General features: G+C 69.0%; 24 protein-coding genes. 13 read left to right on the top strand and 11 right to left on the bottom strand.

Translation table 11 applies throughout. The annotated features are described in order from the left end of the window. The first annotated feature begins 55 nt into the window (after window positions 1–55). The 7 genes from ACGFIV_RS01110 to ACGFIV_RS01080 all read left to right on the top strand — a co-directional run bounded on the left by ACGFIV_RS01110 (window position 56) and on the right by ACGFIV_RS01080 (window position 8242). Entirely contained in the window at window positions 56–982 is a 927-nt protein-coding gene (locus ACGFIV_RS01110) for an ABC transporter permease (RefSeq protein WP_358552062.1), read from the top strand. Further along, window positions 979–2781 carry a dipeptide ABC transporter ATP-binding protein gene (locus ACGFIV_RS01105; RefSeq protein WP_392830873.1) on the top strand — a complete coding sequence of 601 codons (1803 nt, stop codon included), beginning with the start codon at window positions 979–981 and terminating at the stop codon, window positions 2779–2781. Before ACGFIV_RS01110 ends, ACGFIV_RS01105 begins: the two co-directional genes overlap by 4 nt. A gap of 108 nt (window positions 2782–2889) precedes the next feature. After that, window positions 2890–3450, top strand: coding sequence for a hypothetical protein (locus ACGFIV_RS01100; protein ID WP_358552066.1), 561 nt, complete (start codon window positions 2890–2892; stop codon window positions 3448–3450). 794 nt (window positions 3451–4244) lie between these two features. Then, entirely contained in the window at window positions 4245–5708 is a 1464-nt protein-coding gene (locus tag ACGFIV_RS01095; RefSeq protein ID WP_358552068.1) for a non-reducing end alpha-L-arabinofuranosidase family hydrolase, read from the top strand. 294 nt (window positions 5709–6002) lie between these two features. Next, a complete protein-coding gene (locus ACGFIV_RS01090) occupies window positions 6003–6329 on the top strand; it encodes a DUF6247 family protein (RefSeq protein WP_392830870.1) in 327 nt (108 codons plus the stop codon). Continuing rightward, complete coding sequence (locus ACGFIV_RS01085) at window positions 6330–6584, top strand: hypothetical protein (protein WP_392830867.1); 255 nt, start codon at window positions 6330–6332, stop codon at window positions 6582–6584. It abuts the gene before it with no gap. 476 nt (window positions 6585–7060) lie between these two features. Next, window positions 7061–8242 (top strand): helix-turn-helix domain-containing protein, encoded by a 1182-nt coding sequence (locus tag ACGFIV_RS01080; protein WP_392830865.1) that lies wholly within the window; start codon window positions 7061–7063, stop codon window positions 8240–8242. A 98-nt stretch (window positions 8243–8340) separates the two neighbouring features. On the opposite strand, the gene ACGFIV_RS01075 is transcribed toward ACGFIV_RS01080, so the two are convergent. Beyond that, window positions 8341–9114: a GntR family transcriptional regulator gene (locus ACGFIV_RS01075; protein WP_392830862.1), complete on the bottom strand. Its 774-nt coding sequence runs from the start codon at window positions 9112–9114 to the stop codon at window positions 8341–8343. 86 nt (window positions 9115–9200) lie between these two features. On the opposite strand from ACGFIV_RS01075, the gene ACGFIV_RS01070 reads away from it, so the two are divergent. The 5 genes from ACGFIV_RS01070 to ACGFIV_RS01050 all read left to right on the top strand — a co-directional run bounded on the left by ACGFIV_RS01070 (window position 9201) and on the right by ACGFIV_RS01050 (window position 11703). Beyond that, window positions 9201–9566: a hypothetical protein gene (locus ACGFIV_RS01070; RefSeq protein ID WP_392830859.1), complete on the top strand. Its 366-nt coding sequence runs from the start codon at window positions 9201–9203 to the stop codon at window positions 9564–9566. Continuing rightward, entirely contained in the window at window positions 9567–9950 is a 384-nt protein-coding gene (locus ACGFIV_RS01065; protein WP_392830857.1) for an ATP-binding protein, read from the top strand. Next, entirely contained in the window at window positions 9947–10267 is a 321-nt protein-coding gene (locus tag ACGFIV_RS01060; RefSeq protein WP_392830854.1) for a hypothetical protein, read from the top strand. The genes ACGFIV_RS01065 and ACGFIV_RS01060 overlap by 4 nt, the downstream gene beginning before the upstream one ends. A gap of 195 nt (window positions 10268–10462) precedes the next feature. Next, window positions 10463–10618, top strand: coding sequence for a hypothetical protein (locus tag ACGFIV_RS01055; RefSeq protein ID WP_392830852.1), 156 nt, complete (start codon window positions 10463–10465; stop codon window positions 10616–10618). Window positions 10619–10698: 80 nt separating this feature from the next. Then, the gene (locus ACGFIV_RS01050; RefSeq protein WP_392830849.1) at window positions 10699–11703 is read left to right on the top strand and encodes a hypothetical protein; all 1005 of its coding nucleotides are present in this window, start codon (window positions 10699–10701) and stop codon (window positions 11701–11703) included. Window positions 11704–11880: 177 nt separating this feature from the next. Here the strand turns inward: ACGFIV_RS01050 and ACGFIV_RS01045 are convergent, their stop codons facing one another. The 4 genes from ACGFIV_RS01045 to ACGFIV_RS01030 all read right to left on the bottom strand — a co-directional run bounded on the left by ACGFIV_RS01045 (window position 11881) and on the right by ACGFIV_RS01030 (window position 14208). After that, a complete protein-coding gene (locus ACGFIV_RS01045; protein WP_392830846.1) occupies window positions 11881–12159 on the bottom strand; it encodes a hypothetical protein in 279 nt (92 codons plus the stop codon). A 44-nt stretch (window positions 12160–12203) separates the two neighbouring features. Next, window positions 12204–12923, bottom strand: a complete 720-nt coding sequence (locus ACGFIV_RS01040; RefSeq protein ID WP_392830843.1) for a DNA-methyltransferase — start codon at window positions 12921–12923, stop codon at window positions 12204–12206. A gap of 55 nt (window positions 12924–12978) precedes the next feature. Continuing rightward, window positions 12979–13701 carry a CHAP domain-containing protein gene (locus tag ACGFIV_RS01035; RefSeq protein ID WP_392830840.1) on the bottom strand — a complete coding sequence of 241 codons (723 nt, stop codon included), beginning with the start codon at window positions 13699–13701 and terminating at the stop codon, window positions 12979–12981. Between the two features lie 168 nt (window positions 13702–13869). Continuing rightward, window positions 13870–14208: a hypothetical protein gene (locus ACGFIV_RS01030; protein ID WP_392830837.1), complete on the bottom strand. Its 339-nt coding sequence runs from the start codon at window positions 14206–14208 to the stop codon at window positions 13870–13872. Window positions 14209–14316: 108 nt separating this feature from the next. Between ACGFIV_RS01030 and ACGFIV_RS01025 the strand changes: the two genes are divergently transcribed. Next, on the top strand, window positions 14317–14934 hold the full coding sequence (locus ACGFIV_RS01025) for a hypothetical protein (RefSeq protein ID WP_392830835.1): 618 nt from the start codon (window positions 14317–14319) through the stop codon (window positions 14932–14934). Window positions 14935–14938: 4 nt separating this feature from the next. Here ACGFIV_RS01025 and ACGFIV_RS01020 read toward each other — a convergent pair whose 3' ends face one another. From ACGFIV_RS01020 to ACGFIV_RS00995, 6 genes are read right to left on the bottom strand one after another with little or no spacing between them, the layout of a single operon-like run. Continuing rightward, window positions 14939–15745: a hypothetical protein gene (locus ACGFIV_RS01020; RefSeq protein WP_392830833.1), complete on the bottom strand. Its 807-nt coding sequence runs from the start codon at window positions 15743–15745 to the stop codon at window positions 14939–14941. Window positions 15746–15751: 6 nt separating this feature from the next. Then, window positions 15752–16504, bottom strand: a complete 753-nt coding sequence (locus ACGFIV_RS01015; protein ID WP_392830830.1) for a hypothetical protein — start codon at window positions 16502–16504, stop codon at window positions 15752–15754. Continuing rightward, window positions 16504–17679, bottom strand: coding sequence for a hypothetical protein (locus tag ACGFIV_RS01010; RefSeq protein ID WP_392830827.1), 1176 nt, complete (start codon window positions 17677–17679; stop codon window positions 16504–16506). The genes ACGFIV_RS01015 and ACGFIV_RS01010 overlap by 1 nt, the downstream gene beginning before the upstream one ends. After that, window positions 17676–18752 carry a hypothetical protein gene (locus ACGFIV_RS01005; RefSeq protein ID WP_392830824.1) on the bottom strand — a complete coding sequence of 359 codons (1077 nt, stop codon included), beginning with the start codon at window positions 18750–18752 and terminating at the stop codon, window positions 17676–17678. Before ACGFIV_RS01005 ends, ACGFIV_RS01010 begins: the two co-directional genes overlap by 4 nt. A 13-nt stretch (window positions 18753–18765) precedes the next feature. Continuing rightward, window positions 18766–19440 carry a hypothetical protein gene (locus ACGFIV_RS01000; protein WP_392830821.1) on the bottom strand — a complete coding sequence of 225 codons (675 nt, stop codon included), beginning with the start codon at window positions 19438–19440 and terminating at the stop codon, window positions 18766–18768. After that, a complete protein-coding gene (locus ACGFIV_RS00995; protein ID WP_392830819.1) occupies window positions 19441–19923 on the bottom strand; it encodes a hypothetical protein in 483 nt (160 codons plus the stop codon). Window positions 19924–19930: the final 7 nt, after the last annotated feature.

Below are 19930 nucleotides of genomic sequence, written 5' to 3'. Positions count from 1 at the left end.
TCAACGGCGTCATCGATGTTCTCTACGCGTACCTCGACCCGCGTGTGAGGTTGGCATGACCGGTCCTCATCCCCCGACGACGACGAAGACCAAGCGGCGCATGTGGCAGGACAAGGTGACCACGGGCGCCCGGCGGGTCGGGCGGGACCTGTGGTCGACTCCCAGCGGCCGGGCCGCGATCGCCATCATCGGCGTCTTCGTCCTGACCGCGGTACTCGCGCCGGCGATAGCACCGCACGGCCCTCTTGAGCGGGTACGGGCCGCGGACGGAGCGCTGGCGAGACTGCTACCGCCGAGCCCCGCGCACCCGTTCGGCACGACCAACTTCGGCCGCGACATCTTCGACCAGGTGGCCTGGGGCACCCGCCGGACCCTTTCGGTCGCCGGGGTCGCCGCCCTGGCGACCGCGCTGATCGGGCTCAACGTCGGCCTCGTCGCCGGTTACCTGGGCGGCAAGGTCGACAGCGTGCTCATGCGGATCGCGGACACCGCGTACGCCATCCCCTTCCTGCCCCTGGCGATCGTGCTGGTCGGAATCCTCGGCCGATCGGACTTCGTGCTGGTCCTCGCCATCGCCCTGCTCTTCTGGCGTACCACCGCGCGGGTGGTACGGGCGCAGGTGCTGTCGCTGAAGGAGCGGTCGTTCGTCAAGGCGGCCGTCGTGGGCGGGGCGTCCCGGCGGCGCGTCCTGTACGTACACATCGCCCCGAACGTCGCCTCTCTCGCCATCCTCTACGGAATGCTGCTCGTCGCCGAGGCGGTTCTGGCCGAGGCGGGACTCAGCTTCCTCGGCCTGGCGCCGACGAACGCGGTGTCCTGGGGCACGATCATGTTCGACGCGTTCAACTCGCAGGAGATGAACCGCGCGTGGTGGTGGCCGCTGTTCCCCGGGCTGGCCATCATGCTGTTCGTCTTCGCCGTCTCGCTGCTCGGACGGGCGCACGAGTCCCTGCAACGGCGCCACCTGGAGGTGCGGTCGTGACCCCGATCCTGGACGTGCGCGGATTGAAAGTCGTGTTTCCCAGCCATGCCGGTCCGGTACGGGCCGTACGCGACCTTTCGTTCTCCATCGCGCCGGGCGAGGTGGTCGGCCTGATCGGCGAGTCGGGATCGGGCAAGACCACCGCCGCCAAGGCGATCCTCCGTCTGCTCCCTCCCGGAGCCGAGGTATCCGGGCAGGTCGCGTTCGAGGGTACGGACCTGGCGGCGGTCGCCGGGAAGACCTTGCGCCGTTTGAGGTGGGAGCGGCTGGCGCTGGTTCCGCAGGCGGCGATGAACTCCCTCGACCCCGTGCAGCCGGTCGACCGGCAGATCGCCGAGGTGGTACGGGCGCATCGCGACATGTCACGAAAGGAGGCGTTCACGCTGGCCCGGCAGGCGCTGGACCGGGTGGGCATCCGGGCCGACCGGTCCGGAGGCTATCCGCACCAGTACAGCGGCGGCATGCGGCAACGCGCGCTGATCGCCATGGCCACGGTGCTCCAGCCGACGCTGCTGATCGCGGACGAGCCGACCACCGGGCTGGACGTGGTCGTGCAGGACCGGATCATGGCCCTGCTCGCCGACGCCAAGCGCGAGCTGGGCTTGTCCATGTTGCTGGTCACCCACGACCTGGGCGTGGCCGGAGAGATCTGCGATCGGGTCATCGTGCTCAAGGACGGCGAGGCCATCGAGTCCGGCCCGGTCGGCACGGTGTTCCGCGCGCCGCGCCACCCGTACACCCGTGGGCTCCTCAGTGACGAACCCGTCGACCCGGGGCCGCGGGCCCACGGAGGTGAGCAGGCGCCGGCGGCGGTGTCCCTCGACCGGGTACACGTGCGCTACACGACCGGGCGCGGGCTGGCCGCGCTGCGGCGGCCCCGGTACGTCGCGGCCGTCGACGACGTCTCGATGCTGGTACGCGAAGGAGAGATCCTTGGACTCGCCGGCGAGAGCGGCTGCGGCAAGAGCTCCGTCGTGTCCGCGCTTGTGGGACTGGCCGACATCGCCGGGGGCACCGTACGGGTCGGCGACGTCGAGCTCGGCGGCGAGGGGAGACCCGACTGGCGCGCGCTGCGGTCACAGGTGCAGCTGATCTTCCAGGATCCGTACCAGTCCCTCAACCCCCGGCTCACCGTCCATCGCGAGGTCGCCGAACCGCTGCTGGCCCAGCTACGGCTCACCGACGACGAAGTCCACCGCCGGGTCATCGCCGCGCTGGAAGCGGCCGAGCTGAAGCCGGCCGAACGGTACGCCTCGCGGCGGCCCCATGAACTCAGCGGAGGGGAGCGCCAGCGGGTGGCGATCGCCCGCGCGCTGGTCCTCCGGCCTCGGGTGCTGCTCGCCGACGAGCCGGTGTCGATGCTCGACCGGTCCACCGGCGGGGAGATCGTGGCACTGCTGCGCCGGCTCGCCGACGATCTCGGGGTCGCCGTCATCCTCGTGTCCCACGACCTGTCCGTCCTGCGCCGGATCTGCGATCGGATCGGGGTCATGTACCTCGGCCGGGTGATCGAGACGGGGCCGGCGCACGAGATCCTCTCGCGCCCCCGGCATCCGTACACACGTGCGCTCATCGACGCGGTGCCCGTGACCGACCCGGCGGCACGCCGCAGGCGGGTGCTGCTCCCCGGCGAACCGCCGTCCGCTGTGGACCGCCCCACCGGGTGCGCCTTCCACGACCGATGCCTGGTGGCCCGTCAGACGCGTTGCCGCACGGACGTACCGCCGCTGTCCCTGGAGACCCACGCGGTGGCCTGCTGGTACCCCCTCGGCAATCCGGCGCCCGCACCCGGCCGATGACGATTCCTGGCAGCTCGGCCGGACGACGCACGTGGGCGGGGTGTGCAGCGTTGATCGGTCTTAATCTTCTCCAAGATGTTCGCAAGCGGCTGCGGTGATTCTTTCGGTATGAACCCACTGAAGACCCTGCTTCGGGTCATCGCGGGGGCGATCCTCGTGGCGCCTCTCGTCGCCGTCCCTTCCGCCTCCGCCGCGGCCTCCACTGCGGCTGCCCCGTACGTCCGTATCACCGTGAACTCGATCACCTCGTGGCGGACACAACACAGCGGTACCGACATGACCTTCCTCAAGATCTCCGGACCCTCGCTGATGCCGCTCATGGAGGTGACCTATGAAGTCTGGCCGGGGAATGGGGCGAGCTATCCGATGACGCCGGGCAAGTGCCTCGTTTTCCTCCCGGCTGAGTGCCCAGGGGGTATCCCGTACGTCTACCCGGTCTACGAGCACGACATAGTGACCAAACCGGTGTTCACCCCCAATGGGGGCCGGGTCACCCTCAACCTCCGGAAGCGGAACCCCTGGATCGCGGATGACGACCTCCTGCTTGAATCCTTTCCCCTCGGACCACTGACCAACAGCGTCACCTACTCGTTCCGGCCGCACGCCTACACCCAGGGCGCCGACTATCAGATCGATGTCACGCTGTCGCCCAGCATGACGCCGTACTGATCACACCAGGAAGATCGGGGGCTTGAGCGTCAGCGGAGACATACCAAGTGCGGGGGTTGACGCACAACGTGAAGGAGCCCGCCGCTCCGGACAGCGGCGGGCTTCTGCTGTCCTCGACCGATTCCAGCCGACGCCGGTCCCGGGGCTCCGGCGAGGCGGCGGACGGGCGACAGAATCGAGGTCGGAAGGATTCGCGGCGAATCGGCCGCGCACGGCAGAAGATCATCACCATCGTTGAACGTTTCATCACAGAGCCGGTCTCGCACGGTGCGATCGGATGCCCATAAGGGCAGATGAAGGCCTGCCGGGGGGCGGGGGCGCGGGGGAAGGGGCCGAGGGCCGTGCCTTGACGCGGATCGCCCACATCGGATTGGCTCCGCGCACCACCACCTCCCGCGAGAGAAACGGATCAGTCCGCCAGTGGGCAGAATGTTAGCGCTAACATCAATCATGGCCCCGCGTGTACGTCTGGGCCGAATTCCCCGGCACGCCACGCGCGGGTTGTGGGACGGGACCGAGCCACGCCTCCCGCTCACCCCGGACGCGTGGTGGACTGCTCTCCAACGAGGGTGGAGCGAGCACGTCAAGTTAACGCTCACAGGCACGACGAGCGCGTTCGGCTTCGCCGGCGCCCGTCCGCGACGCCTCCTATAGCCGCTCGCTCACCGGGCCTCCTATGGCCGCTCGCTCACCCGGCCTCCTGCGACCTTCGGTTGCACCGCGAACGGCAACGCCTCCGCCCCACCGACACCAGTCGCTGAAAGCGGCTGGACGAAATGATGAGGAGCACACACATGCGCCTGCCCTGGCGAACGCGGACACCGCGCCGCTCCGCCGTCACACCGACGGCGCCGTCCCGACCGGCCGTGCGCCGCGGCTTCGCGATCATCGCGATCCCGATCCTGCTGGCGGCGGCCGGGCTACTGGCCACGCAGCCCGCTCAGGCGGCCGTCGCCTGCCGGGTCGACTACACCGTCAGCTCGTCGTGGCCGGGTGGCTTCGGCGCCAACGTCACCATCAACAACCTGGGTGACGCGGTCAACGGCTGGCAGCTGACCTGGACCTTCGGGGGCGGCCAGCAGATCACCCAGATGTGGAACGCCACGTCCACCCAGTCCGGTTCAACGGTGATCGCGACCAATGTCGGCTACAACGCCGCCATCCCGTCGGGGGGCAGCACTGCCTTCGGGTTCAACGGCTCGTACACCAGCGGCAATCCGTCGCCCACCTCGTTCTCCCTGAACGGCGTGGCCTGCACCGGGACCCCCGGAAGCCCCACCCCCACTCCCACCCGGACCCCCACCCCCACCCCCACGCCGACCCCGACTCCCACTCCGACGCCGACCGGCACGTGCGCTCTTCCGTCGACGTACCGCTGGACATCGACGGGCTCGCTGGCGAATCCGAAGTCGGGGTGGGTCTCGCTCAAGGACTTCACCTCGGTCGTCTACAACGGCAAGCACCTTGTCTATGCGACGACGCACGACACGGGATCGAGCTGGGGTTCGATGAACTTCGGCCTCTTCACGAACTGGTCCGACATGGCCTCGGCCGGCCAGAACACGATGTCTTCCGGCACCGTCGCGCCCACGCTTTTCTACTTCGCCCCGAAGAACATCTGGGTGCTCGCCTACCAGTGGGGTGGCACCGCCTTCTCCTACAAGACGTCGAGCGACCCCACCAATCCAAATGGCTGGTCATCGCCGCAGACACTCTTCTCCGGAAGCATCTCCGGCTCCGGAACGGGCCCCATCGACCAGACGCTCATCGGTGACGGCACGAACATGTATCTGTTCTTCGCCGGGGACAATGGCAAGATCTACCGGGCCAGTATGCCCATCGGGAATTTCCCCGGCAGCTTCGGCTCGACCTCGACAGTGGTCATGAGCGACACGACGAACAACCTGTTCGAAGCGGTCGAGGTCTACAAGGTCCAGGGCCAGAACCAATACCTCATGATCGTCGAGGCGATCGGCTCGCAGGGCCGCTACTTCCGCTCGTTCACCTCCACCAGCCTGGGCGGTTCGTGGACACCGCAGGCCGCGACCGAGAGCAACCCCTTCGCCGGCAAGGCCAACAGCGGCGCCACCTGGACCAACGACATCAGCCACGGCGACCTGGTCCGCAGCAACCCCGACCAGACCAAGACCATCGATCCCTGCAATCTGCAGTTGCTCTACCAGGGACGCAGCCCCAGCTCCGGCGGCGACTACGGCCTCCTGCCCTACCGCCCGGGAGTGCTGACGCTGCAGCGCTGACGGCTCGTAAGAACCCGTTGCTGCACGGAGATCAAAAAGGCCACTTGCGATGATCGCAAGTGGCCTTCTAACTGGGTCGGGGTGGCGGGATTTGAACCCACGGCCTCTTCGTCCCGAACGAGGCCAGATGATCGCGCTGACCAGGGCGATCATGGGAAGCCCTGATCAGCGGGTAAATGTGAATACTTCTCGTGAAATCCCGTGCCTTCTCATCACGCCTCGCCCGCGAGTCATTCCCCAAAACTTCCCCAAACCGCGACGGCCCGCCGCACGGGCCCGGCGTAAGGTGAGCCCATGGCCAACACCGCGCACCAGCACCACCCCGCGCGGGCGCCCCATCTACCCGCGCCCGACAAGACGCCGCGCGCCATCCGCGCGGCCCTGCTGCCTGAGGACGCCGGCGACTTCGACTGCGAGTACCGCGCCGTCATGACCGAGGCCATGGAGGCACTCGACCTGACCCCCGTGACGGCGTGCCTCGAACGGTGGTGGCGCGTCGCCTGGTCCTCGGCCGACCCCGACGGGCACCGCGCGATGCTCGACACCGCCGACCGCCTGATCCGTGGCCAGGACGTGACTACCGGGCCGCTGCGGGAGACCCTGGCGGAGCTGGGTCAGTAGGTGTACACGGTCGAGCGCAGCGAGGAAGCCGCCGGCCACATCGCCGCCCTCCCCGCCGAGGCACTGCCCTCGTTCGCCGAGCTCGCCCTAATCCTGGAGCTGCAGCCCTGGAGCGGAGACTCGCTCAACCGCAAAAACCCAGACGGCCAGGTGCGAACCCACACCTTCGGCTACCACAGCGCAGGCCTTGCGATCTACCTCATCCTCGAAGAGCAGCGCCGGGTCGTTGTGCTGCGGGTGCTGTGGGCGGGCTGACTCGACCCTCTCGGCAGACGGGACACACTTCTCCCGAATGCTCCCTTGGCGGGTGATGCTGGGATTACCGTCGTGCGCATGACCCCCGACGCCACACACCGTCACCGTCACCACCCCACGAGGGAGCGCGGTCACGCTGCCCTTCCTCACCGAGGAACAGCGCGATCAGGCCGTCGCCAACCTCACCCCCGAGACACCGGCCCCAGTGGAGATCGTCGCGGGCGAGACGACCACCTGTGGCAGATGCCAGGGCAACGGAGGGTGGCACGAAGCCCGGGAACAGAAGACCGCCGGCGGCGGGACGGTGGTCGTACAGGTCTGGGTCAACTGCCGCCCATGCGGAGGCACCGGACAGCTACCGAAACGCGGGTAGCTCAAGCTCGACTCCCTCTGCAGACGCGAGGATGCGCCTGCACGAAAGAAGCCCTGCACCGTAGCCTGAAGTTTGTCGAAGGCTTCAGGAAAGGTGAGGGCTCATGAACGACCGTAGCATGACGGGCAGTCTGCCCACCCGGGTGCGGAACGTACGCAAGAGGCGCGGACTCAGCCAGAAGGAGCTCGCCACGCTGGCAGGCGTTTCTGGGAGTCTGATCAGCAAGCTCGAACAAGGCATCATCTCCGACGTGCGACTGGAGACGGTCCGCAAAATCGCGGTCGCGCTGCAGGTGTCCACGAGCTTCCTGGTGGAGGAGCGAGGCGACACTGAGCACGAACCCGAGCCAGACCGTACGCCGTGGGCGCCGACGTACCGGGCGCTCCTGGGACAGATGGAACAGCCCGAGGATCAACCGACCATCGAGGGCGTGGCCGCCGGCCTGAAGGCCTTGAAGCCGCTGCTGGCCGAGAACCGCTACAGCGAAATAGCCGTGATGCTGCCGCCGCTCCTGCGCGACGCCCAGGCACTCAACGGTGCTGGACGGGCCGTGCACTCCAGGGTCCTGAACATGACCGGTTGGATCTTCACGCAGACCCGCCAGTTCGGCATGGCCGAGCCCACCCTTACCCGGGCAATCGACATCGCCGAGGATCGGCTTGACGCAGCCGCAGCGGTCAACACGCTGGTCTGGCTAAAGCTGCGGCGTGGCCACCTGGACCAGGCGCGCGCCCTTGCCACCCGGTGGGCCGATGACATCGAACCCCGGTTCTCCAGGGCGACGACGACCGAGCTGACACTGTGGGGGCGGCTGCTGCTTGGAGTGAGCAATGCGGCAGTGCGAGATAACCGGCCCGGCGAAGCCGAGGACTCCATCAAGCTGGCGCGGGCCGCTGCTGCTCGCATCGGACACGAAGCGCTGTCGGACACCAGCACGACTCGAACATTCGGCCCGGTGACGGTCGCGATGATCCATGCTGAAAACGCCGCCGTGCTGGACCAGCCTGACAAGGTGCTGGCGATCGCCGAGCGGATACCTGCCGAGGTGCCATACACACACTCGGCGAGCCGTAACCGGCACCGGCTCGACGTGGCATATGCACTGGCGTCCACGCGCAAGCATGCCGAGTCGCTTGCCGTGCTGCAGGGGCTGGCGGGCACTTCCCCCGAATGGCTGGCGGCACAGCGGTACGGCCGCGACATCCTCGCTCGGCTGTTCCAGCGCCGGCGCAGCCTGACGCCGCAGATGCGCGACCTGGCCGACGCAGTCGGCTTGTCTTACTGACCAGGCGAGATAACAGCCACTGACACTTCCCCCGACCGCCTGCGGAAACTGTCAGTGACCTGTTGTGACGAGCGTTCTACGGTCGGCATGTGCTTCGCTCACGATGGTGCGTCCCATATCGACGTGCCGTAGACGACCTCGTACTGATCCACAGGGATCACGATGTCGGCGCTCTCTACCGGGCGTGCCTCGGCATAGTAGGTGCGCTGAATGGTCAGGACGATCGACCCCGGAGCTACGTCCAGGGCCGAGGACTCGGCGATGCTCGCTTGACGCGCCGAGACAACCTCGGCCGCATGGCTGACCATTACGCCAATCTGCCGCATCCGCTCCACCACGCCCAGGCCGGCGTGCGGGCCATCCTCTGGGAGCACGATGGGTGTACCGCGCGTGAGCGTCAAGGGCTCCCAGCTTTCACTGAGCTGTACGGGCTGCCCGTCGCCGCGGAAGGTGTACGTGGTGTGCATCGTGTCGGGATGGTCGCCTTCAGGCTCGGGAAGTGCCAGGCGGTCACGTACTGCGGCCGGAGCGAGGGAAGTCCGACTCTCGTAGTCCCAGGACCCGATCTGGGCGTAATCGGCCATCGAGCGTGCAAACGGACTGCCGCCGGTCGCGTTGCGGTGCCAGCTGCGCACCAGTCGGCGCCGACGTGGCTGCGCCCGCACGTAGGTGCCAGACCCGGGGCGCGCAATGGCGAGTCCTTCAGTGACGAGCACGCCGAGCACGGCGGATGCGGTGTTACGCGCCACGCCGTACTGCCTGGCGATCTCGGGCGAGGAGGGAAGCCGGGCACCTTCAGCGAGCTCACCCGTAAGGATGCGGCGGCGCAGCGTCTCAGCGATGCGCATGTACACAGGCGTTTCGGGATCCACGTGAACAGCTTGACCCGTTGCCTATGTAGGTTGCAAGCTGACTGTGAAGGTTCTCATCCTGCCTATGAAGCACATCGGTGATCTCCATGACTGAGCCGTTCCAGACCACCTTCCCCGGTGACCCCGGGGCCGTGGACGCTGCCTGCAATTGGGTCAACGCCATCGTCCGCAGCATCGACCCCGAGCTGACCGACATGGCCGAGCGGGTCGTACGTGTGCTCATGGCTAGCGCCGTGCTGCACACCCCACCAGCCGGGCGCGTGCACCTGCAGGTCACCGCCGCGGACATCACTCTGAAGATCGAGATTTGTGACCCTGGCGAGCCTGCCAGCGATGAGGTGTCAAGCACCTCTTGGGCGTCCCTCTTCCGCGACGTGGCCGAGTTCGGCACGAAGCATATCGAGGGGCAGGGCCATTTGGCTTGGGTCCTACTTCCCCGGAGGCACGGGTAGATGAGCGAACATGAGGCCCATTGGGACTTACCCGCCAACCCCGAGGCGATCGGCAAGGGACGGGAGATCGCACTGGCCACGCTGGAGAGCTGGGGCCTGGGCGACCTGGCCTACGAAGTGCTGGTCATCCTCAGCGAGCTGTGCACCAACGCGATCACGTACGGGTGCCCGCCGTACACCATGTCGTTGAGGTCCTCCGGCCGGTGCGTGGGCGGCGAGGTGGCGGACATGGGCCCCGTGTCGGTGCCCGCGCCACGGACGCCCGGCGATGACGAAGAGCACGGGCGGGGGCTGGTGATCGTGGCGGCGCTCGCGGACCGCTGGGGCGTGGAACCAGCGGACGACGGCCGCGGCAAGACCGTGTGGTTCACGAGGTGCATGTGAACGCGATCATGCTGGCCATGACGGGCGTGTACCCCGTCATGCAGACACCGTTCCGGATCTCCGCCGCCGCCTACGAGCACGAGCAGCCGGGCCGGCGCCTGGAGATCCGCGTCTCCGAGCACGAGGTCCGGCAGATCGAGACGGCCGACGGCGAGGTCGTGGTCGACGAGCTGGTTGACGTCGCACCGAACCTGCCCGTATGGATCTACACCCGCGACCACGAGCTGCGGCGGCAGGGCTGGAACCTCGTCGAGCTGTCCACGAAGTTCACCGCACCCGACGGGCGGTTCTCGACCCGCGGCAAGTGGCCGTCCTGACCGCATGAGCTGCCCGGCCGCAGCGGACCCCGAGCGCTGCGGTCGGGCCGCGGCGGCCCTGTGCCTTGAGGACGGTGCAGGGTCGCCGCATCAAACCGGCGGGTCATCCCCGCCGACCTTGGCCCCGAGAGGTACATGGCCCCTCTCGGGGCCTGCCTATCTCGATCCCCGCTTACCGACGACCTGAGAGAAGTCATGATCACGTGGCACGATGGCTCGATCGTGGACATCCGGCGTAGTGGCATACGCCTGATCCCACAGGGCGACGGATGGGCGACCGCCCCCGCTCCCGGCGGCTGGGCCGGAGCGGGTGACGTGCAGCCGGACCGCATCCGCCCGGCGACCCCCTGACGACAACGGGCCTCGCCGGTGCACGAACACCAGGCGAGGCCCTTCCGCCCGATCCCCACTCACGATGGAGACACGAACAGATGACCGAGATTACGAGCGCCACCGTGGACGTGCCACCCGTTCGCCCTGACTGGATACGCAGGATCCTGGTCGGCATCGTGGCGGCAGCCGCGGTGATCGCCAGCTTCCACGCCCAGTCCGGCCTCGGCGAGCTCGCCGGGTGGCACGCCTCCCTCAACGTGTTCGGCTGGAGGCTGTCGCTCTCATGGCTACTGCCGCTGTGCGTCGACGCCTACGGCGCGACCGCCACCCTCATCACGGTGGACGCCGCGCGGTACTCCGAGCACACCCGGCACCACGCCCTGGTCCACGCGATCGCCGCGATCGTCGTCGGCGTCCTGGCCAACGCCGCCTATCACCTGCTCGCCGCGAATGTCTGGCACCTTGGGCCGGCCATGTGGGTACTCGTGGTCGCCGTGAGCATCATCCCGCCGGTCGCGCTCGGCGCCCTGGCGCACCTGATGGCCCTGTGCGCGCGGGACGACGCCGCAGCCCGGGCGCGAGCCGTACCCGCCGAGGTACGTCCGGCGCCGACTGTACCTGCAGCCGCCGCTGCCGTACCCGCCTCGCCCGTGCGGGGTGCCGGCGACCCGGCGCAGGAGATCCTCGGGGGGCCGGGTCTACCGCTCGACGAACCGGGGCCGTACCCGCCGCGTACGGCCGCCGTACCTGAGGCACCTGCGACCGTACCCGCCGGGCCGAGCCCGTATCCGGGTGGCGCAGCCCCCCTGCGCTGGAGCGATCTGGTCGCCCGCGCCGCCGGCGAGGGCCAGGCGCAGCACGTACCCGCCGATCCCGCTGATCAGGCAGCCGTGACCGACACCGGATCATTCCGGGCCGTACCCGCCGAGGTGCCCGTACCCGCCGACGTACCCGAACCGGTCCGCCAGGCGATCCAGACCTACGCCCCGCTGGCCGCCCAGGGCAAGCTGCCGCCCATCGCGCAGATCAAGCGAGAGCTCAAGTGCGGCCAACCGCGCGCCCAGGAGGTACGGGCGTACCTGGCGGAGTACGCCACTACCTGACTGCGGGTAGGTACTCCTGCCCGCGTCGACGGCCTTACCTGGCAGCCGTACCTGAGAACGCGAAACGGCCCCCGTACCTCCCGGAGGAGGTACGGGGGCCGTCGTGCGTACGGGTCACGCGTGGCGGTTGTCGATCGTCCCGCTGCGTTCCAGCCAGGGAGAGGAGACGATCACAGGCTACAGCGGGCGCGGCCGCTGCAGCGGGTGGGTGATCGGCACCAGCGTGGTGCCGTCGTTCGCGCGCGGCGCGGCCACCGGCGTGACGGCCTTGTGCGTCGACCGCCACGTGACGCCCAGGATGATCAGGTCGATCGCCTGCTCGATCCGCGCCTGGTCGATGTTGGCCCACTCGTCGGGGATCCAGCCCGCCCAGGCGGCGATCCGGGCGAGGCCCATGCCCACGACGGCCACGCCGGCGCGGAGCACGAGCGGCTGACGGATAAAGATCTTTGCCATGCGTCCCTCCTCAGGGACCGTCCCGCCGGGGTCCGGCGGGACGGTTACGAACGGACTTCGTCCAGGCGGCCTCGGGCGACTTCGGCGTAGTGCTCGGTGATCTCGATACCGAGGTAGCGGCGAGCCTCCAGGCGCGCAGCGACCCCGGCCGATCCGGCGCCGGCGAACGGGTCCAGGACCGTTCCCTCCGGTGGGCACACCCGGATGAGTTGCCGCAGGACCTCCACGGGCTTCTGAGTGATGTGCTGGCGCTCGTGCCCGCGCGGCTGTGACCCCTCGACCATGCCGGGTAGGTAGATCGGCTCGGCGTGGCGATGAGGCTGGCCGTTGCTGCCCCACAGCACGTATTCGCATTCGCGGCGGAATCCATCGCGCTGCGGCCGCGAGATCGGTTTGCGCCAGGGGATGACGCCGCGCCATGTCCAACCGGCGGCCTGCAGTGCGTCGGAGGTCGCCGGCAGCTGCCGCCAGTCGCAGAACACCAGGGCCGAGGCCCCGGTACGGCTGACGCGAAGGCACTCGATGAGGATCAGGGTCAACCAGGTGGTGTAGCTGCGCTGATCGCGGTTGTCGCCGGCGAAGTCGGCGAGTTGGTGATTGGCATCGCTGCTGACGTACTTGCAGTGGGCCGAGCTGGTGCGGCGTTCGGTGTTGGTACGGCCGCCGCTGTTGTAGGGCGGGTCGGCCAGAACCAGGTCCACCGATTGCGAGGGGATGGTGAGGAGTACCGATAGGGCATCGCCCTGAATGATCTTGTGGTGCATGCTTCTCCCGAGCCTCGGAGGGGTTAGCTCCGAGGGATGTAAAGCGATTGCCGTACTACAGGCCGAGCAGCTTGGGCCAGGTCTTCTCGCCGACCTCGCCGTCCGGCTTGAGCCCTTCGGACTTCTGGAGCCGGACCACGCAGGCGACGACCTCCCCGGTGTAGCGGGTCGGGTCGAGCCGGGTGTCGTCGAGGTACTTGCCGAACCCGCGGGCCTTGAGCAGGTAGAAGATCGTCTTGGCGTGCCAGCCCTCGGCGCCGGGCTTGATCAGTGGCAGCTTGCTCAACAGGACCTCCGTCGGATCGGTCGCCGCCGCGGCGTAGTCGGGGTAGGCGAAGAACGCGCCGAAGGTGGATCGGGTGTGCTCCTGCAGCTGGTTGGAGGTGTTGCCCTCCAAGGTGCGGAAGCGGCCGTCGCTCAGGACCGCGGTGACGATGCCGACGTGGTCGATCTTGTTGGGGTCGCTTCTAGACCCGCCCCAGTCGAAGAAGACCAGCGCGTACGGCCTCGGCTCATGGCCCAGCCGGCCGCGGGCCTTGAACCACATGGCGGCCGCCGGGGTGTAGGCCATGCGCGGGATGACGGTCTGAGGGATCCCCGCCTTGTCGGCCGCCCAGGAGATGAGCATCTGGCACCAGGCGCCCTCGGCGAACCCGGGCGCCGGCTTGGTCTGCTCGTACCAAGCGCCGAACTTGGTCCAGTGGTCGGACGCGCGTTCGCGGTAGCCGAGCTCGCCGCGGATGATCTCGACCAGGCGCTGATCAGGTTTCGTCGTCATCGTTGACCACGAGCTCCTGCCAGTCGTCCTGGGGGCCGTCTTCGGGGCGCACAGCGGCGCCGTCGACGGGGGGCTGTGGGAAGGGTTCGGACATTGGACCTCCGAAGGGTGAGCCCGGGGGCGGGCATGGCGAAGCTCGCCGGCGGGCACCGGCGAGAAGCGGGAGGGTTACACCTGGACGATGCCGAACACGAGCGCGATGACGACGCCGGCGACGGTGACGAGCAGCCCGACCACGGCGATGATCTGCCGGGTCCGTTCAGCGAGCTGGGTCTTGGTCACGGCGTCGCGTTCGAGGACCTGCACCCGCTCCACGACGTCGTTGTAGCGGGCGACCATCTCCGCCCGTTCGGTGTCTATCCTGCGCACCAGCTCGATGTGGCGGCCGTCGGCCTGGTCCATCCGCTGCAGTATCAGCGCGTTCTGACCGTTGGTCTCGGAGAACCCCAGCTCGACCAGGCGGCGCAGGTCCAGCAAGGCGAGGTCGAGGGACATCTGATCACTCACATGGGCTCCGTTCTGCCGAGGCCCCGGGCAGGTGGCCGGATCCGGCCACCTGTAACCCGGGCTGAGGTATCAGGCGTCTCACTGGCACCCCCTTGATCTGGAGATGATGTGACCTATCCCGATAGTGATCACCAGCCGAGGCGACGCGATACGCGGGTCAGCCGCGACCGCAACATCGCGGTCATCGCCACGGTGGTCGCGGTCGTTGCCGTGCTCGTCGCGACGGTGCTGGCCGTGCTGCTGGTACGCCAGTCCGGCCAGGCGTCGGCCGCGGCCCCGGCGTCGACGGCGACGGTGCCGGCGAAGTCGAAGACCGCCGCGGCCAAGGAGGAACCCGCGGTGGATGCGGAGCCGCGGACCAAGGCCGGGGTGCAGGCCGCCGCCGCTGTCGCGTTCGATGCGTACGCGGCCGAGGAGTACGGCGAGTTCTGGGACACCTGGAGCGCGAAGGGCCAGAAGATTGTTTCTCGCCGCGACTACGTGCGCAGGTACAAGGAATGTCCGGCGTTGGCAGGCGGCATCCGGTTCGAGGTGAAGAAGGTCGCCGTCTCCGGTGATCGGGCCAAGGTCCGCGTGTCCAGGCTGAACGCGATCTTCACCTACGACTTCATCTACGAGAACGGCGCGTGGAAGTACGTGCCACCGGCGGAGATGCAGCAGCAATATCGAACCCGGACGGTGGACGAGATCGTCGCCTCCGAGCGCGCGTCCGGCACCTGCAAGTAGCCGGTCATGGCTCACCATCCGGGCGTCTGATCCGGGCGACAGCCCGGGCGGTGGCGGCGGTCTCGAACGCGCCCCGACGAGGGTCGTCGGCCGCCAGGCGGGCGGCGAACTTCGCGCGGGCGGTGGTGAGCGCGCTGTGGAACAGGCCGGCGGTGACCAGCCGCTGCTGCTCTTTCGCGGCGGCCCGGCGCGCGGCCCGGGTCGAGACGACCAGCGCGGCCCGCGCGGCCCGGGTTTCCCGGCGGGCCCAGACCTCGGCGCGGCGCTGGGCCAGGTGCTGCGGGTCGACGGTGGTGTTGTCCCTGATGATGTCCAGAGGGCCCGGTGCCGCCGGTGGTTTGCCGGTGGCCGCTGTGGTGGTCGACCGCTGCTTGCCCGAGCCGGCGGCCGCGGCGGCCGCGGGGACGATCTGCACGCATTCCTTGACCGCGGCGATCCATTCGAGCAGCGCGGCCCGGGCGGCCGGGGCGTCGGCCGCGCTGGCCAGGGTGACCGGCGCGTCGGCCGCGGCCGGGTCCTGGGCTTGCAGGGTGGCTGGGGCAGCCGGGGCGGACTGCCCGGCGTCGGCCGACCATTCCACCAGGGTGGTTTCCCGGGTGTCCCGCTGAGGTTGCGCGACGGCGCGCTCGTGCAGCACGACGTCGAGGGCCTCATCAAAGGTCAGGTCGTACTCGGCCATGCGGCAGGTGATGGTGTCGGCGGTGAACGCGCGCAGGAACCGCGACCCGTCGGGCCGGGTGATCGCGAGCTTCCAGGTCCGCACGCCGCCGAGCTCCACCAGCCACAGCTGGTCGATCGTCCACATCTCCAAGCCAGCTCACCCCGTCCGGTAGGCCATGTAGGTCACTTCCCGGGTAGTGGTGTTGTTGCCACCCGCCCAGTTGATGTCGAACCCGGTGTTGTCGCGGTTGTTGACGATCCACCCCACCCCGGCCGGGTTGGACGCCAGGTCACCCAGGGCGGGGATGGGGATCGTCTCGGTGGCCATGGTGGGGCCCCAGGAGATGCTGATCCCGCCGAACCCGGCGCCGAGTCTCACCGCGCCGAGCAGCATGCCCCAGTACGTGCCGCCGGTGTTGGCGTCCCACTTGCCGATGTGGCGGGTCTTGCCGTCGCCGGCGAACTGGAAGTAGTTCTCATCGTCGGACCCGTTGCCCCAGTACCCGACGTAGGCCTCGCTGGTGTTGAGCAGCAGCCGGCCCCCGAGGTCCTCGTTGCCGGCGGCGTCGACGTACAGCACGTGCAGCTCTTCGTCGGCGACTCGCAGGGCGTACCGTTGCCCGGTGCCGGAGGCCAGGCCGAGGATCTCTAGTCCCGAGCCGCCGTCGCCGCCGGCGACGATCGAGGCGTAGTCGCCGGTGCCGGTGACGAACCGCACCTCCGGCAGCTCGCCGTCGTCGGGGTTGAGGATGATCCGGCGCCCGGTGACCGCGCCGACCACCAGCTCGCGCGCCACGAGCTTCATGAAGGCGATCCGCGACCAGGCGGCCGTCATGGCCGCGTTGATCAGCGTGCGGATATTGCCCCACTCTTCAGGCCAGGGGTCGGTGTACTTGGGGGTGCCCGCCATCAGTCGTGGCCTTCCTCGAAGATGATCGTCATTTCGTCGAGTCCGTCGCGGGCGCCGGGCTTGACCCCGAGGCCGACCATCCGCCACAGCGCCTGAAGGGTGGGGGCGCCGGCGAGGTCCAGGGGGAACCACTCATCCACGATCGTGACGTCGAGAGCGCCGCCGAGCCGCCGGGGGTGGATGGTCATCTCGGGGGTCAGGATGCCGGTGACCTCCGGGACGCGGAACGATCCGGAGCGGGTGTCTCTGTACCAGCGGGCGTAGGCGTTGAGCGTGGCCAGGTCGGTGACGCCCTGGCGGTCGATGACGCGGTCCAGCAGCGGCCACCCGGCGTCCACGAACTCCTGGGCGACCATGATGTCCGACAGCAGCGGTTCGCTGTCGGCGGTCACGTCGTCGTTGACGGTGTCGCCGCGCAGCTGCCACCGGATCGCGGCGTCCAGCGCACTCTTGTTGTACTTGTAGCTGAGCAGGTTCCCGGGCCGTTGCAGCGCCAGCGCGCCGCCGGGGCCCGGGTCCAGGTGCGGGTACCCGGTGACGAACTCCCGGATCCGCGCGCCGCTGGGCTGGCTGACGCGGACCTGGGTGCGGAATTCGAACCCGTTGTCGACGTTGGCCAGCTCGGCCAGGCGGGCGCCGTAGGTCGCCCCTTCGGAGGCCAGGTAGGTGCGGTCGCGCAGCACCCCGGACGGATCCCCGGACAGGAAGATCGCCGGGTCCCCCGGAGGCTCGAACATCATGTCGGCCATCAGGGCGTGCGCGATGTCGATCTGGTCGGTCTGCTCGAACGCCAGGCTGCTCCAGATCTGCCGGTGGTGGGCATAGGAGTCCAGGCCGGCGCCCATGATCTCGATGGAGGAGTTGCCGTCCTCGTCGCCGATGACCGGCGCCTCCCAGATCTGGTAGGCGTCCCACTCCTGGGTCAGGCCCTCATCGGTGAACACGTGGGCCACCACCCGGCCCTCACCACCAGGCGGTGGCCATTCGCGTTCGTCGGGGAAGATCCGCCGCGCCCGCTTGGCGATCTTGGAGTTGGGGATCGGCAGCGTGCATTTGAAGCTGCCAGGGACGATGATCCGCGAGTCGAACTCCAAGCCCTCGACCGGCAGCAGATCCAAGTCGGTGTCGGTGAGGAAGTCGCAGAACAGCACCTGCCACACGCGCGGCTTGATCATAGGGTGGCGTCCCTCCACAGCACGAATGCCGCGGCGGTGCCGGAGACGGTCGCGTACGACAGGGCCGCGCCGCCTGGCGGGATGACCAGCAGTCGCGGCGGGACGCTGCCGTAGGCGCGGGCCGGCAGCACATCGACGTCGCCGTTGAGCAGCAGGGTGCCGGCCTCGCAGTCGACGGTCACGAACTGCCCCGGCGGGATGTCGAGGTTGAGCCCGACCCGCCGCCCGGTCTGCACGTGGGTCAGCACCGGATTGACCACCGGCCCGGGGAAGATGATCTGCGGGCGGGAGTCGGAGTTGCCGGAGTTGCCAGCGACGGCGACCGTGCCGGGGGCGATCTGCGCCTGGTGCAGCTGCGGGCTGTAGAGCACGGGGTCGGAGCACACCCACTGCACCAGCGGCCGCACGTTGGTCAGCTCACGGTGCTCGGCGTGACCGATCGGCCGGCTGATCACCTCGCCGCTGGTGAGCCATACGCGGCCGTTCAACCGGATCGCCAGCGGCGTCTCACCGGAGTTGATCGGGGTGGCGGCGCGCAGCTGGTCCAGCACGGCGGGCAGCTGCGCCACGCTGATGTGGTCGGCGATCTTCAGCTCGGCGGTGACCACCCGTTCCTCAGCGGTCTTGGCCCCGCGCATGGACCCGTGCCCGTCCGGGCGGCGCACGTTGCCCGAGGTGATACTGGGAGTCTCATCCAGCCCTGACAGGCGGATCAGCTCGTACGGGGTGCCGGCGCCCATCAGCAGCCCGCGGTACTCCAGTTGCCCCTCCTCCACCAGGCGCACACCCGGCAACGCAGGGATGCGCGGGGCGTGGAACCGGGTGACCACGTGAATGGTGACCGGGCGGATCGTGACCGAGCGGACCGCGGTGATGCCCGGCGGGTGGAACCGCGTGGCCACGTGGATGGTTCTCGGCCGGATCGTCGCGTTCGGCGTCTCGGCGGTGATGCCCGGCCGGTGGAACCGGGTGACCACGTGGATGGTGACCGGGCGGATCGTCGCGTTCACCGGGGCGCGCGGCGGGGCGATGATCCGTGTGGGTACCGGGTACCCGCGTCCGAGACGTGCCACCAGCTACCTCCTCTTAGATGCGTGAGGCGCGGTGCACCGCGGCGGTCGACAGCGGCGGCGGCCGTACGGCCAGCGACTTGGGGCCGATCCAGTCGACATCGCTCGCCGCCAGATCATCGGCCCAGGCGTTGGAAGAGCTCGCCCACTTCAGCGCGATCCCCGACCAGGAGGCGGCGGTGGCCCCGGTGGTGGTGATCGCCTGGGCGTCGCTGGTCGCCCCGGCGTCGGGGTTGGAGTACAGGCGGAACGCGGTGGTGACGGAGTTGGCGCCGCCCCGGGTGAAGCGGGCCTCCACGCGCACCCATTGGTTGAGCGGCACCGCGATCCCGCCCGTGGTCGAGGACACGTTGCCGGAGTCGTCCAGGGCGAAGACCTGGAGTAGCCCGGAGGTGCGCAGGCGAACCGAGGAGTCGAAGGTTCGCTTGCCCACGATGAGGTCGAAGTCCGCGCTCGGGTACCCGGTGATCCACAGGTAGGTCCGCAGCGCCAGGACACTGCCGGCGAGGTTCCATTGCAGGGTCGCCCCGGCGGCCGCGAGCTGCGCGCCGAGGGTCTCGCGCGGATGGGTGATGCTGTAGGTGGCGCCGGACACCGAGTTGAACGCGTCCCCCGAGGCGCCCCCGGAGTTGCCCGCGGTGATGGCCGTGGCGGCCGTGCCGCCCTCGAAGCCGTTGGTCAGCAGCGACATTCAGTGGCCCTCACGCCAGTAGAACTGCGCGGTGATGGCCACGCTGATGGTGGCCACCACCAGCACGGCCAGGCGCCCGTTGGGCGCCACCCGCGGCTCGTCGTTCAGTGGGATGAACTCGCCCATCCCGGTCTGCGGGTGGATCTTCTGCGCCATGATCACATCGGTCAGGGTCGGCTCGGTGGTCCACGCACCGGCCGGGCCCTTGACCGCGGTGATCGAGCTGGCCGGCATGGCCGGATCCAGCGGCACTGGGCCGAACCCGGCGGTCAGCGCCACTCCGCCGGTGCCGGCGGTGGTCTGCCTGCCGACCAGCACCCGCGCCGGCTCGGCGATCGAGTTCGTCCCGGCGCCGGAGATCCGCACGCCGTAGACCGCGATCCGGTGGCTGGCCGGGTTGGTGTTCGGGTTGGTGATCTGCAAGATCGTCTTGAGCGAGGTGGTCGACAGGACCTCTTCGGCGATCGCGGTGTAACCAGACATCAGCTCT

Source organism: Sphaerisporangium sp. NPDC049003 (assembly GCF_043197795.1).
In the GTDB taxonomy this organism is placed as follows: Bacteria; Actinomycetota; Actinomycetes; order Streptosporangiales; family Streptosporangiaceae; genus Sphaerisporangium.
Note: the sequence above shows the minus strand (reverse complement) of the source record. Positions and strands in the feature narration are given on the sequence as shown.

Coding starts and splice junctions, on each gene's coding strand:
- ACGFIV_RS01070 (WP_392830859.1), top strand. CDS start 9,201: ATGACTGAGCCGTTCCAGACCACCTTCCCCGGTGACCCCGGGGCCGTG.
- ACGFIV_RS01065 (WP_392830857.1), top strand. CDS start 9,567: ATGAGCGAACATGAGGCCCATTGGGACTTACCCGCCAACCCCGAGGCG.
- ACGFIV_RS01000 (WP_392830821.1), bottom strand. CDS start 19,440: ATGTCGCTGCTGACCAACGGCTTCGAGGGCGGCACGGCCGCCACGGCC.
- ACGFIV_RS01080 (WP_392830865.1), top strand. CDS start 7,061: ATGAACGACCGTAGCATGACGGGCAGTCTGCCCACCCGGGTGCGGAAC.
- ACGFIV_RS01040 (WP_392830843.1), bottom strand. CDS start 12,923: ATGCACCACAAGATCATTCAGGGCGATGCCCTATCGGTACTCCTCACC.
- ACGFIV_RS00995 (WP_392830819.1), bottom strand. CDS start 19,923: ATGTCTGGTTACACCGCGATCGCCGAAGAGGTCCTGTCGACCACCTCG.
- ACGFIV_RS01045 (WP_392830846.1), bottom strand. CDS start 12,159: ATGGCAAAGATCTTTATCCGTCAGCCGCTCGTGCTCCGCGCCGGCGTG.
- ACGFIV_RS01010 (WP_392830827.1), bottom strand. CDS start 17,679: ATGATCAAGCCGCGCGTGTGGCAGGTGCTGTTCTGCGACTTCCTCACC.
- ACGFIV_RS01090 (WP_392830870.1), top strand. CDS start 6,003: ATGGCCAACACCGCGCACCAGCACCACCCCGCGCGGGCGCCCCATCTA.
- ACGFIV_RS01050 (WP_392830849.1), top strand. CDS start 10,699: ATGACCGAGATTACGAGCGCCACCGTGGACGTGCCACCCGTTCGCCCT.
- ACGFIV_RS01015 (WP_392830830.1), bottom strand. CDS start 16,504: ATGGCGGGCACCCCCAAGTACACCGACCCCTGGCCTGAAGAGTGGGGC.
- ACGFIV_RS01035 (WP_392830840.1), bottom strand. CDS start 13,701: ATGACGACGAAACCTGATCAGCGCCTGGTCGAGATCATCCGCGGCGAG.
- ACGFIV_RS01100 (WP_358552066.1), top strand. CDS start 2,890: ATGAACCCACTGAAGACCCTGCTTCGGGTCATCGCGGGGGCGATCCTC.
- ACGFIV_RS01055 (WP_392830852.1), top strand. CDS start 10,463: ATGATCACGTGGCACGATGGCTCGATCGTGGACATCCGGCGTAGTGGC.
- ACGFIV_RS01110 (WP_358552062.1), top strand. CDS start 56: ATGACCGGTCCTCATCCCCCGACGACGACGAAGACCAAGCGGCGCATG.
- ACGFIV_RS01095 (WP_358552068.1), top strand. CDS start 4,245: ATGCGCCTGCCCTGGCGAACGCGGACACCGCGCCGCTCCGCCGTCACA.